Origin of the sequence: Pseudomonas sp. DWP3-1-3b3 (assembly GCF_049896305.1) — a bacterium.
Lineage (GTDB): Bacteria > Pseudomonadota > Gammaproteobacteria > Pseudomonadales > Pseudomonadaceae > Aquipseudomonas > Aquipseudomonas azotoformans_A.
On record NZ_JAFCUA010000005.1, the window covers coordinates 587,389 to 600,114 of the forward strand.

Sequence of the window (12,726 nt, forward strand, 5' to 3'; positions counted from 1 at the left end):
CCGGCTCTAAATGTGGGAGCGGGCTTGCTCGCGAATACAGTCTGTCAGTTGATAACACTGGTGACTGACCCACCGCTTTCGCGAGCAAGCCCGCTCCCACATTGGCGCTCGGTACCACCCGCGCTTACTGGTTGGACGCGTCCGCCGCCTTGATCAAGTCAGCCCCGATCTCACCCTCGAACTTCTGCCACACCGGGCGCATGGCTTCGCGCCACAGCTGGCGTTGCTCCGGGGTCAGTTCGATGATTTCGCTGGTCTTGGAATCGACGATCTTCTGCTTGGCCGACTGGTTCAGCGCTTCGGCCTGCTTGTTCACCTCGACGGTGACCTCGACCATGATCTGCTCCAGCGTGCTGCGGATGTCCGGTGGCAGGCCATTCCAGAACTTGGCGTTGGTGATCACCATGTAGTCGATCAGGCCATGGTTGGACTCGGTGAAGTACTTCTGCACCTCGTTGACCTTCTGGCTTTCATAGTTCGACCAAGTGTTCTCGGTGCCATTCACGGTGCCGGTCTGCAAGCCTTGGTACACCTCGGCAAAACTCATCTTGCGCGGGTTGGCGCGGATCGCCTTGAACTGCTCTTCCAGCACGCTTGACGCCTGCACGCGGAATTTCAGGCCACGGGCGTCCTTGGGCTCATGCAGCGCCTTGTTCGACGAGAGTTGCTTGAGGCCGTTGTGCCAATAGGCCAGGCCGAGGATGTTCTTGTCCTGCATGGAGGTCAGCAATTCCTTGCCCTGGGCGGCCTGGAAACGGTCGACCGCAGCCAGGTCGTTGAACAGGAACGGCAGGTCATAGATCTGCACTTGCTTGGTGTATTGCTCGAACTTGGCCAGGGACGGCGCGAGCATCTGCACGTCGCCCAGCAGCAGCGCTTCCATTTCCTTGCCATCGCCGAACAGCGACGAGTTCGGGTACACCTCGACCTTGACCTTACCGGGCAGGCGTTCTTCCGCGAGTTTCTTGAACAGCAACGCGCCCTGGCCCTTGGGGGTGTTTTCGGCAACCACGTGGGCGAACTTGATGACAATCGGGTCCGCCGCCTGGGTCAGGCCCGCGGCAAACAAGGTGGCGGCGCACAGCAGCGCCCGGGAAAGCTTGAGCATGGGAAATCACCTTCTTATTGTTGTGTTGTAGGGCAAGGTGCCTGATGTCACGCGTGTAGTGAATTTCGATTTTTTGATACCTGCGTTCGGTCTGGACGAACGCTAGATCTGAGCGGCCAGCAGCCGTTGCGCGCGCAGCAACACCGGCGCATCCACCATCTGCCCATCGATCTGATAGGCCCCTGCCCCATGGGCGCCGGCCTCCACCACGCGCTGGGCCCAGGCCAGGTCTTCGGCGCTGGGCGCCAACGCCTGGTGAATCACCGCCACCTGCTTGGGGTGGATACACAACGCGCCGGCAAACCCCATCTCATAGGCATGCCGAATCGAGCGGCGCAGGCCTTCGGGGTCGTCGATGGCCGGGTGCACGCCGTCCAGCGGTGCGACCAGGCCGGCGGCACGGGAATGCACGATCAACGCCAGGCGCGCCTGGTCCAGGGCGAACTGGGCGGCCGGGGATTGGCTGCTCAGGTTCAGGTCCAGCGCCAGGTCCAACCCGCCGAACGACAGGCGTTCTACCTGCGCTGCATGGGCTATCTCGGCCACCGCCAGCAAACCCCGCGCACTCTCGATGATGGGCCAGATGAGTTTGCCGGTGGCCGCCACCACGGCGACCTGGGCTGCGCTTTCGACCTTCGGCAACAGCACGCCCGCCACATTCGGATGGGCCTTGCAGAACGCCACATCCTCAAAGTGCTCGGGATGTTCCGGCGCGTTGATCCGCACCCACACCTGAGCGGAGGGATTGGCGGTCAAAAACGCTCCAAGGTTATCCCGCGCCTGGCGCTTGAGCGGTTCTTCCACCGCATCCTCAAAATCCACGATCACCGCGTCGGCACCGCTGGCCAAGGCTTTGGAAAATCGCTCCGGTCGGCTACCGGGTACAAACAACGCCGAACGAACCAAGGGCTTGGGCATTTGTTGAATTCCTTATGGTTAGATAACACCGCGCGTGCGCAGGCCGTCGATGGCGTCTGCGGCGTAACCGAGCCCTTCGAGAATGCCTTGGCTGTGCTGCCCCAAACCTGGAACAGCGTCCATGCGCGGGGTAAACGCAGCGTTGCGTGCCGGCGGCAACAGTGACGGCAACGCACCGGCCGGGCTGTCGACTTCGCGCCAACTGTCACGGGCCTTGAGCTGCGGGTGATCCCACACGCCTTGCATATCGTTGACCCGGGCGCTGGCGATCTGCGCGCCTTCCAGGCGCTGGATCACCGCCTCGGCATCCAACTGCGCGAAGCTATCGACGATGATCTGGCGCAGCACGTCGCGGTTGGCCGAGCGCTTGAAGTTGGCGGAGAAACGCTCGTCAGTCGCCAATGCCGGGGTGAGCAGCACCTTGTCGCAAAACGCCGCCCATTCGCGTTCATTCTGCAGGCCGAGCATCACCGTGCCGCCGTCGCCGGTGGGAAACGGTCCATAGGGATAGATCGTCGAGTGCGCCGCCCCGGCACGCGGCGGCTGCGCTGCGCCGTCGAACGCGTAGTACATCGGGTAGCCCATCCATTCCACCAGGCTTTCCAGCATGCTCACATCGATGCGGCTGCCCTTTCCCGTCTTGCCGCGTAACAGCAGCGCCGAGAGGATGCCGCTGTAGGCGTACATCCCCGCCGAGATGTCGGCGATGGAGCAACCGGCCTTGGCCATCTGGTCGTCGCCAGGCCCGCCGGTGACGGAGAGAAAGCCGCCTTCGCTCTGGATCAGCAGGTCATAGGCCTTTTTCTTTTCGTACGGCCCGCCTTCGCCATAGCCGGAAATATCGCAGACGATCAGGCGTGGGAAGCGCGCATGCAGCGCCTCGAACGACAAGCCCATGCGCGCGGCGGCGCCGGGTGCGAGGTTCTGTACCAGTACGTCGGCGTCAGCCAACAAGGTATCGAGAATAGTGCCCGCCTCGTCCTGCTTGAGGTCCAGGGTCAGGCTTTCCTTGGAGCGGTTGGTCCACACGAAATGCGAGGCCAGGCCACGCACGCGTTCGTCGTAGCCACGGGCAAAGTCGCCTGCGCCGGGGCGTTCCACCTTGATCACGCGGGCGCCCAGGTCGGCCAGTTGACGGGTGCAGAATGGCGCGGCAATCGCGTGTTCCAGGCTGACAACGGTGATACCGTCCAGCGGTCTTGGGTTAGTCATGACAGTTCCTCAAAGCCAGTCGGCCATGGATGCGGCGTTGCGCAGGTCCCAGACCTTGTCGATCAGGGCATTGGCCTGGGCCGGTGTGCGGGCGTTGCTGAATCGGCAGAGGCGCTGGAATTTATCGGCCAGCTCCCCACGGCTCAGGGTGTTGCCCGGATCGCCTTTGGGCTCGTCGATGGCGCCGTGCAGCGTGCGGCCATCCAGCGTGGTGACGGTGACGCGACCGAGCCAGCGCTGCGGGTAAGCCCCGTCGACGTCGGGGTCGAGGGTCATGCTGACCTTGTCGCGAAACGCCGAGACCGCTGGATCGGTCAACGCCAGCTCATGGAACTCGGTGAGCCCGGCCTTGCCATGCACGGCAATCAGGCCCAGCACGGTGCCCATGGAGAACTTGGCCTGGTGCACGCTGGTCGGTACTTTCACCCGGCCCAGTACATCGATGGCGCCTTGGTGCACGCGTGTTTCCACGTGAGCGATCTGTTCGGCGTGCAGGTCTTCGCGTTGCATCAAATCCAACAGCGCATCGGCGGCCGGATGGGTGTGGCGGCATGAGGCGTGGAACTTGAACGAGGTTTCCAGCAACGCCCAGCGGCTGCCCAGGTCGGCGGACAACTTGGCAGGCTCGGCATCACGGGACATACCGGCCGCCAGACCTTGATCGCCCTCCAGAATATTGCGCGCGCCGGTCAGGCCGTCCGCCGTCAGGTAAGCGGCGAGCAAGCCGTCCGCCGCGGCTTTCGCCGTGTGCAGTTGCTTGGAATCGGCGGCATCGCGCAGGAACTCCCACAAGCCGGCCGCCTGGGTGCCCGCGCTGCCGAGCAGGTTGATGAAGTGTTCTTCGTTGAAATCCAGCAACTTGCCTACAGCTACCGCCGCCGCCAACGTGCCGACGGTGGCCGTGGTGTGAAAGATACGGTAGTGGGAACGGCCCATGAATTCGCCGATGCGGATACCCGCTTCATAACCGGCTACCGACGCCAGCAGCAAATCGCGGCCGGACTTGCCGAGGTCCTGGGCGGCCGCCAGCGCTGCTGGAAATACCACGGTCGCCGGGTGCAGCACGGAGCTGTTGTGCAGGTCGTCCTGCTCGACCAGATGGGATGAAGCCGCGTTGACCAGCGCGGCGAAATACGCGCTGGTGCTGCCGCCATTGACGATCACCTGCGCCGGACCGCTGCTGGGGCCCATTTTCTGCGCATAACGCTCGAACAACGGAATCGGGTGCGCGCCCTGGCTTGCCAGCGCCGAGGCCAGCCAATCCAGGTACAAATCTTCGGTGCGCGCCAGCACGTCTTCCGGCAGTTGCGCGTAATCCAGCTCGGCGAGGAACCGACACAAGGCTTGGGTATGGCTCATGGTCAGGCCCTCAGAAGCTGCGTGGCAGTTCGAGCAGATGCTCGGCCACGTAGGACAGGATCAGGTTGGTGGAGATCGGCGCCACCTGGTACAGGCGCGTCTCGCGGAATTTGCGCTCCACGTCGTATTCGCAGGCAAAGCCGAAACCGCCGTGGGTTTGCAGGCAGGCGTTGGCCGCTTCCCAGGACGCCTTGGCCGCCAGGTACTTGGCCATGTTGGCGCTGGCGCCGGCATTGGCGCCGCTGTCGTATTCCTCGCAGGCGCGCCAACGCATCAGGTCGGCCGCTTCGATCTCGATATGCGCTTCGGCAATCGGGAACTGCACGCCCTGGTTCTGCCCGATGGGCCGCCCAAACACCACGCGATCGCGGGCGTAGGCACTGGCCTTTTCGATAAACCAGCGACCATCACCGATGCATTCGGCGGCGATCAGCGTGCGCTCGGCGTTGAGGCCGTCGAGGATGTATTTAAAGCCCTTGCCCTCTTCGCCGATCAGGCTGTCCAGCGGCAACTCCAGGTTGTCGAAGAACAGCTCGTTGGTTTCGTGGTTGACCATGTTGGCGATGGGCTGCACGGTCAGGCCGTTGCCGATGGCTTCGCGCAGGTCCACCAGGAAGATCGACATGCCTTCGGATTTTTTCTTCACCTCAGCCAATGGCGTGGTGCGCGCCAGCAGGATCATCAGGTCGGAATGCTGGATCCGCGAGATCCACACTTTCTGGCCGTTGATCACGTACTTGTCGCCACGTTTTATCGCGGTGGTCTTGATCTTGGTGGTATCGGTGCCGGTGGTGGGCTCGGTCACGCCCATGGATTGCAGGCGCAATTCGCCGCTCGCAAGCTTGGGCAGGTAGAAGCGTTTCTGTGCCTCGCTGCCGTGCCGCAACAGGGTGAACATGTTGTACATCTGGCCGTGTACGGTGCCGGAGTTGCCGCCGCAGCGGTTCACTTCTTCAAGGATCACCGAGGCTTCCGCCAGGCCCAGTCCGGAGCCGCCGTACTCTTCGGGGATCATCGCCGACAGCCAGCCGGCGTCGGTCAGTGCCTTGACGAAGGCTTCGGGGAAACCTTTTTCCTCGTCAATCCTGCGCCAGTACGCGGCATCGAATTCGGCGCACAAAGCGCGCACGCCTTCGCGGATGGCATTGAGTTCTTCATTGTCATTGGGGTTCATTAACGGCTCTCCGCCTGTTGTTCTTGGATTATTCGAAATGCACGCTGGCTTGCTGCGCCAGGCCATCGACGTTGCCGGCCCACAGCTGCGCCACACCGGTTTCGGTCACGCGGCCGCCCACTTCAAACGGCTGCGGCGCAATCAACGGGCGCACGCCGCGATAGGCAAACCGGCGCAAGGTGGCGCCAGGGTTGGCGCGGCAGAATGCGCGCAGGCTCAGGGTGGCGATCAGCGGCCCATGCACCACCAGGCCTGAATAGCCTTCGGTGCCGGTGACATAGGGGTAGTCGTAGTGAATGCGATGCCCGTTGAAGGTCACGGCGCTGTAGCGAAACAACAGGGTTGGCGTGGGATCGACGGCCTCAGACCATTCGCCCTGCTCCAGCACATCACCGCTGCCGGATTTTGGCGGTGTGGGTTCGCGGTAGACGATGTCCTGTTCCTCACGGATCGCCAGGCGACCGTCCTGGGAATAGTCGTGGCGTACGGTGACAAACAGCAGCGAACCGGTGCGCCCGGTTTTTTCTTCCACTTGGGTGATGGTCGACACGCGCGTCGCCGCCTCACCGGCCCGCAGTGCCTGCAGGAACTCGATGCGCCCACCGGCCCACATGCGGTTGCGGTTGTCGGCCGGCGGCAGGAAGCCGCCACGGGCCGGGTGGCCGTCAGTGCCCAAGGCCGTTTCCGGCAACGGGTCCTGGAAGAAACACCACTGCCACAGCGGCGGGATGTCCGCGCCGTCTTCGGGCACTTCTTCACCGAAGGTGGCGGCAATACGCTTGAGCAGGTTATGGCTGAGGTGGTCGTGGGCGGTTTCGCTTCGGCCGATCCAATCGGTGGCGCTCATCGGGTGCAGGTCCTCGGGCAGTGAGTGTCTGCCCCGGATCATGCAAGCCTATCGCCGTTCTGAGAATTTGCATTTCAATAAACCGGCGTTCGGTTATGCTGAACGCCGCCATCCTGTACCGGGAGCCTTGCATGCACTTCGATCTGGCCGACCTGCGCCTGTTTATCCATATCGCCGAATCCCCCAGCCTGACCCAGGGCGCCAAGCGCGCGTTCCTCTCGCCGGCTGCCGCCAGTGCACGGATCAAAGCCCTCGAAGGCCAACTCGACACCCGTCTGCTGTACCGCGACAGCCGTGGCGTGGAGATCACCCCGGCCGGCGAGCGCTTGCTGCACCATGCACGGTTGATCATGCGCCAGGTGGATTACCTCAAGAGCGAATTCACCCAATACGGCGTGGATTCGGCCGGACATATCCGCATCTTTGCCAACACCACGGCCGTCACCGAGTTCTTGCCGGAGGTGCTGGCGGGCTTCTTGTCACAACGTCCCGGCGTAACCGTTGACCTGCAGGAACGCCTCTCCCGCGACATCGTGCGCGGCGTGCTGGATGGCACCAGCGATATGGGCATCATCGCCGGGCCGGTGGAAGCCTCGGGCTTGCAAGTGCTGCATTTCAGCACCGATGAGCTGGTGTTGATGGTGCCGGTCGGGCATCCCCTGGCGGAACAACCCTCGGTCACGCTGGAACAGACTCTCGCCTACCAGCATATCGGCCTGCACGAAGGCAGCACCTTGCTGAGTTTCCTGCGCGAACACGTCGAGCGGCTCGGCAAACAGTTGTCACTGCGTATCCAGGTGTCGAGCTTCGAGGCGATCTGCCGGATGGTCGAAGCCGGTGTGGGGATTGGCATCATTCCGGAGTCGGCCGCCGTGCGTCACAGCCGCACCATGCAATTGGTGGCGGTGAAGCTGGATGAGCCCTGGGCGATTCGCGAGCGCAGTATCCTGGTGCGGGAGCTGGAGGCGTTGCCCGGCACCATTCGGGCGTTGATTGCCACGTTGATGCCGGACTCGGTCAGTGCAGGCTGAGGTTACGCAGACGTGCACCGTCCACGGTGATATGGCTCAAACGCCCCTGGTCATCGAATAACAGCCAGCCCTCCCCACTGCGACGGATGTTCACTTCGTAGCGGGGCCAATGCAGCACCGCACACAGGTGGTCACTGGCGCGATGGATAAAGTGCCAGCGCGTGTCGCGTTCGCCGGCGATATAGCCGAACACCAGCCAGTCAGCGTCGAGGGCGATGCGCACCGGGTCGCCGTCGAAGAAGCCTTCGTCACAGCCCGGCAGGCGATAACCCTTGCGGTTGCCCGCGACATCCAGGATCAGCGTCGGCTCTTCGTCATCGCGGCACCTGATCGCGTACTCGATGGTTTGATCAAGCGCACAGTACAGCGCGTGGTTCTCCTCCGACTGCGTTGACGCCGGCTCACGTCCGGCCAGCCGACGCTCAGGCAAGCGGTAGTGCCAGCGTTCGACGCCATCACGCGGGTTGTAGAGCCAGAGGAACTCATTGCGCTCATCACCTTTGAGCGCGCGCAGCGTGCCCGGCAAGTCGCTGACGTGCCACAGGGTTTCAAAGTTGCGATCCACGTCCACCACGCGCAGTTGCCGGCCCTGGCCGAGGGTCCAGGTGCTGCCGTCAAACTGCTCGGCGAACACGTCCAGCACCTGCACGCCCAGGTCGGTGGCGGTACGGTTGACCAGGTCGAGCTTGCTGATGCGCCAGACCCTGTCACGGCGGGTCAGCACCAGCGCCATCTGCCGACTGTGGGCCAGGACAATCCGCTGGGCCGGTACGGCGAAGTGATACAGCGTATGGCCGCTGGCATCTGTCACCACCGCACCGGCCTCGCCCAGTGCCACCAGATAACGCTCGTCATCCAACGACACCGCGTCGTAGACCGGTCGGCTGCCCTGGGTCGGAGCGGTCCACTCCAGCGCATCGTCCACACGGACCAACGAGCGCCGGGCAGGACGCTTGAGAGCCTGGCCAGGCAAGTCCGCCTGCAAACATTTATCGCGGCTCATCTTGACCAGCGATTGCAGCTGATTGAAGTTCAGCCCGCCGCGACCACTGAGTTGGTCAGCCAGCACCGCGTGCACCGTCGCGCCGGCCAGCCAACGCAGGGCAGCGGCGTCGGACTTGTGCGCCAGCAGCGCCTGCGCCAGGGCATCGCGCTCGGCGTAACGATCGGGATCGTCGCGCAATTGTTCGATCCAAGGCCCGTAAGCCTCCAGGGTCTGCGGCAGCAGAATCGCGCGTTTGACCAAGGCGCCCATCGCCAGCCGTCCACCGGCCGCTTCAGCATCCAGCAGCCATTGAGCCGCACGCGGGCGCTCATCCGGCAGGCTCCACACCACCTCGACGGCTTGCAGCCACAGGCCTTTGGCGATCAGCGATTCAGCCCATTCCAGGCGCAAGCGCTCGGCAATCTGCGGCTGCTTGGCCTGGAGCAACACCACAGCATCGGCAAATGCATCGTCACGCCGCGCCACCAGCAAGGCACGCTGCCAGTTCTCGGCCAGGCACAGCAGACGCACGATCACCGCCGACGGCATGTCCCAGGCCAGGGCCAAGTCGGCAGCCTGTTGGTAGCGCGCGTGCTTTTCCAGGTAGTCGAGGGCTTCCTGGCGCTCCTTGAGCAGTTCCGCGAGGACGAAGACCGCTTCTTCAATACGGTTCTCGCGCGCCAGGCGTTCGTAGGAGCGGCGATAGACCTCGCGCAGATGCTCGGTCAGGCTTTGTTCGAAATGGTACGCACGGCCGGACCCGCTCTGCTGGCTGAGGGTCAGGTCCTGGCGCCGCTGCGGCGTGCCGAAATTCTGTTCAGCATTCGATTCCTGGCCGCCCAAAGGGATGGCATGGCGCAAGGCCTCGGCAAAATCACCGTCCTCGAACATCTCCAGCATGCGCTGCATGTAGGCGGCTTGGCGTTTGCCGTACAGCCTGGACAGTTTTGAATGCTCGGTCAGGCGGGTCAGCCAACGACGCCAGGCGGACGGTTTATGCCGAGCCGGTTTGGCCCGCTCGGCGATACCAGGATCAGCCGGCGCTGAAGGCACGGCGCTGACGGCCTGTACACCTCGGCGCAGGAATTTGTTGATGCCCACCAACAAGGCGGTGAACACAATAGCGCTCAGCACCATGCCGAGTATCACAGCGCTGATGTCTTCAGTGGTCGCGGCCGGAACCGGCGTCAAGGGTTTGGATTGGCCTTGGGTGGCCATCCAGATCAACCCGGCCACCAACGCCAGGGTGGCGCCCAGTTTCAACGCCGGGTACTGCGCGGGCTCCTCGCTGGCCCATTGCCGAGTGGCCTTGGGAGACGCGGCTTTCGGCGCGGGCTGTTGACGCTCCAGCAACGCGCGGATCACACCTTCCTGCTCGGGGCTGACCGGCGCCAGGCCGCCGAGGATCTCACGCACATCGATGATATCCGGCGCGGGCAGCACCGGCACAATCGGCGCATGGCAATCGAAGGTATCCAGCAAGGTGTACGCGCTGATCTCCAGCCACAAGCCGGGCTCGAGGACCTCGGCGTCGCGCAACTGCAAGGCGTGAACCTGGCTGCCGCGCACCAGCCACAGGTCGGCGGCGGGTAACGCACGCAGCTCTTCAGCGGTCAGCTGTGCCGAACACAACCCACGCCCCTGGCGGACCAGCGGCCAGCCGGCAAGCGTTTGGCAATCCAATGCGACGGGTGTACTGAACTGCACCCCATCACCGTCGGCAAACCGGTAGGCGACGGCGCCCGCGCGCCAGTGCTCCAGGATCAGGCGGGCCCGCTCCTGCAAAGTGAAACGCTCGGCAGGCAGCCACACGCCGTCGATGGACTGGTGCCCAGTCAGCAGCGGGCGGCGGATCAGCAGGGGTTCTTGCTCACGCATGGGCAGGCTCTTGTTTCAGGTCGCACATGACTTGCAAACGCATGGTGCGCTCGGTGACGTTGAACACCAGTAACTCCCGCGCGGTGGTCAGCACCGCCACCAACCCGCTCATGGGACAGAAGCTCGCACGGGCAATCGGTGCCGAGGTGGTGAACAGTGTCTGTTGTTGGCCTTCTGAGTACAGGCCAATGGTGTGCTGGTTGGGGCCCAGCAACACCAGTGAATAGCACTCCTGCGCAGCCACCTGGTGATGCAGGCCGATAGCACTCCAGCCAGGCGCCAGGTCGATCTGCGCCCTTTTTGCGGGGAAGCTGTCGTGGGTCACCAGGCGCCAGCTCTGGCGGCCGTCATGGTGAGTGAGTAATGCGCAACCGCCAAAGGCGTACTTCCAGTGGGCGGTACTGGCGAACAGTATCTGGCTGACTCCGGCAGCTGCACCGACTGCGTAGCCGGAACTGCGGACGCCGGAGGCCGTTGCGGGGTACGCCACCAGTTGCCCGGCCTCGCTGCGGGCGTAGACCAACAACAATGCATTCAGCTGCGCCAGCCCCATGACATTGTTCGTCACCGAAAAATTCGCGGCTCTCGGTTCATGACCGGGGCGCTGCCAGTGGGCGAGCTGACCGTTTTTATCGAGTAAATACAGGCGTTCCGACTGTTGACCACGCAGCCACACTGCGGGCAGAAAGGTCGCGGTGCCTGGTGGCAGGTGCAGCTCTTCGCGCGCGGGCTTGTTGGCAGAAACCAGGCCGGGGATATTCCAGAAGGTCAGGAGGTTGCCATCACCGAGCACCGCCCCAAGGCTGCGATAGTTGAAGGCGGCTGCAAACACATGCTGGTGTTTGCCCCACAGGCGACGTCGCACTTCGAGGGTTTTTTTCTGGTTCTTGTTGGGCAGCTTGATCACCGCCATGCCGTGTTCGTCGAGCAGGCGCAGGGCGACATAGTTGCCGGAGCCGGAGATGACGGGTGGCAATGTCAAAGCAACCCGCGCCACCCGCCCGGCAGCGCTTGGCGCCGGAGTATGCACGGCATTATCGAACTGCCCCTTGAGCAGGCGCACCGCCTGTTGCTCGTCGGGCATCGGCAGCGACACGCGCCGCGACTGCAGGGCGAACGAAAGACTGCGGCCGTCCAGGTTACGCGTAATCTGCACGCGGTGGGTGCAGGTGGTGGAATCGGTCGGCGGCAAGCGCTGGCCGACCACCCAACACTCTCCAACCGTCTGTTCGGCCAGGGCATCACGCCAAGCCAGCCAATGGTTGTCGCTGACGACCTCGTAGGTACGGGCTTCGAGCAAGCGCGTAAGTTGCGCCGCCGAGTCCAGCTCCTGCAACACCGGCGTGCCCTGCAGAATGCCCCAGCGCAATTGCGCCCCCGCCTCCTGCGCACGGCGCGCCAGCAACATCAGCAGCGCCAGGTGTACCAGGCGTGCAGCGCCCAATTGCAGGGGACCGGCGTCGAACAACACCACGATCAGGCGGTTCGCCTCACGGGCACGGTATTGCGGGGCGAGGAACATATGCTCGCCGCCCACTGCCCGGCGCAGGAACTCATCCGGCACTTCATCGGCCAGCAGCCATTCGCTGGACAGCAACCGCTCATAGGGGCCGCGCCGGTGCAGGTCGCCCAGGCCATCGGGCTCCGGCACGCCACCCTGGTGCAGGCCACGTAGCGGACCGAGCAGCGGGTTGAGACGACCCAGCAGGTCGGCGAACACTGGCAAATGTTCCGGGGCAAACCATTCCAGCCATTGCCGCCAGGGTTGCAGCGCCTCAGGCAGTTGCATGGGTGACTCCCCAATAATCAGCGATACGTTGCAGATGGTCAGGCGACACGACCAGCAAGCGGTCAAGCGGGATCACCGCCGCAGGTTCACGCCACACCAGCAAGGGCGAACGCTTGAAGCGCGCTGAAAAGGCCTGGCCCAGCAAGTCCTGGGGCACATCCGGTTCCCAACTGGTCGGCAACCAGAGGTGTGGCGCGCTGGCGCTGGGGGCGGCGTACGCCACGCCGTCGACCCACGGCAGATCAGCCGTCGCGCCGGTCACCACCAACACCTCAGCGTTGGCCGTGGCGTGCAGACGCGCGGCGTGTTCAGCCTCAAGCAACGCCAGGCGACCAAGCATCCGGCGTGCCGCATCGCCCCAGGCCACGGCGGCTTGTGCCTCGGCAGGTGCCTGGCGTGAGCGCCAGCGCCAAGGGTGGCTCATC

At 63.9% G+C, this 12,726-nt stretch carries 10 protein-coding genes; 1 reads left to right on the top strand and 9 read right to left on the bottom strand.

The window, feature by feature from the left end:
• Positions 1-124 precede the first annotated feature (124 nt).
• The 6 genes from ACP7BX_RS18990 to ACP7BX_RS19015 form a co-directional block, all read right to left on the bottom strand.
• The gene (locus ACP7BX_RS18990) at positions 125-1,108 is read right to left on the bottom strand and encodes a TRAP transporter substrate-binding protein (protein ID WP_426128527.1); all 984 of its coding nucleotides are present in this window, start codon (positions 1,106-1,108) and stop codon (positions 125-127) included.
• A gap of 102 nt (positions 1,109-1,210) precedes the next feature.
• Positions 1,211-2,026, bottom strand: a complete 816-nt coding sequence (locus tag ACP7BX_RS18995; protein WP_426128525.1) for an HpcH/HpaI aldolase/citrate lyase family protein — start codon at positions 2,024-2,026, stop codon at positions 1,211-1,213.
• An 18-nt stretch (positions 2,027-2,044) separates the two neighbouring features.
• Positions 2,045-3,238: a CaiB/BaiF CoA transferase family protein gene (locus ACP7BX_RS19000; RefSeq protein ID WP_426128523.1), complete on the bottom strand. Its 1,194-nt coding sequence runs from the start codon at positions 3,236-3,238 to the stop codon at positions 2,045-2,047.
• 9 nt (positions 3,239-3,247) lie between these two features.
• On the bottom strand, positions 3,248-4,597 hold the full coding sequence (locus ACP7BX_RS19005; protein ID WP_426128521.1) for an MmgE/PrpD family protein: 1,350 nt from the start codon (positions 4,595-4,597) through the stop codon (positions 3,248-3,250).
• Between the two features lie 10 nt (positions 4,598-4,607).
• A complete protein-coding gene (locus ACP7BX_RS19010; protein ID WP_269130807.1) occupies positions 4,608-5,771 on the bottom strand; it encodes an acyl-CoA dehydrogenase family protein in 1,164 nt (387 codons plus the stop codon).
• A 28-nt stretch (positions 5,772-5,799) separates the two neighbouring features.
• Positions 5,800-6,618, bottom strand: a complete 819-nt coding sequence (locus ACP7BX_RS19015) for an FAS1-like dehydratase domain-containing protein (protein ID WP_426128519.1) — start codon at positions 6,616-6,618, stop codon at positions 5,800-5,802.
• Positions 6,619-6,749: 131 nt separating this feature from the next.
• On the opposite strand from ACP7BX_RS19015, the gene ACP7BX_RS19020 reads away from it, so the two are divergent.
• A complete protein-coding gene (locus ACP7BX_RS19020) occupies positions 6,750-7,649 on the top strand; it encodes a LysR family transcriptional regulator (RefSeq protein WP_426128517.1) in 900 nt (299 codons plus the stop codon).
• Here the strand turns inward: ACP7BX_RS19020 and ACP7BX_RS19025 are convergent.
• Genes ACP7BX_RS19025 through ACP7BX_RS19035 form a run of 3 tightly spaced genes read right to left on the bottom strand, consistent with a single transcriptional unit; the run spans position 7,636 to position 12,725 of the window.
• Complete coding sequence (locus ACP7BX_RS19025) at positions 7,636-10,512, bottom strand: bpX6 domain-containing protein (RefSeq protein ID WP_426128515.1); 2,877 nt, start codon at positions 10,510-10,512, stop codon at positions 7,636-7,638. The genes ACP7BX_RS19020 and ACP7BX_RS19025 overlap by 14 nt on opposite strands.
• Complete coding sequence (locus ACP7BX_RS19030) at positions 10,505-12,301, bottom strand: hypothetical protein (protein ID WP_426128513.1); 1,797 nt, start codon at positions 12,299-12,301, stop codon at positions 10,505-10,507. The genes ACP7BX_RS19025 and ACP7BX_RS19030 overlap by 8 nt, the downstream gene beginning before the upstream one ends.
• On the bottom strand, positions 12,288-12,725 hold the full coding sequence (locus ACP7BX_RS19035; protein ID WP_426128511.1) for a hypothetical protein: 438 nt from the start codon (positions 12,723-12,725) through the stop codon (positions 12,288-12,290). The genes ACP7BX_RS19030 and ACP7BX_RS19035 overlap by 14 nt, the downstream gene beginning before the upstream one ends.
• Between the last annotated feature and the right edge of the window lies 1 nt (position 12,726).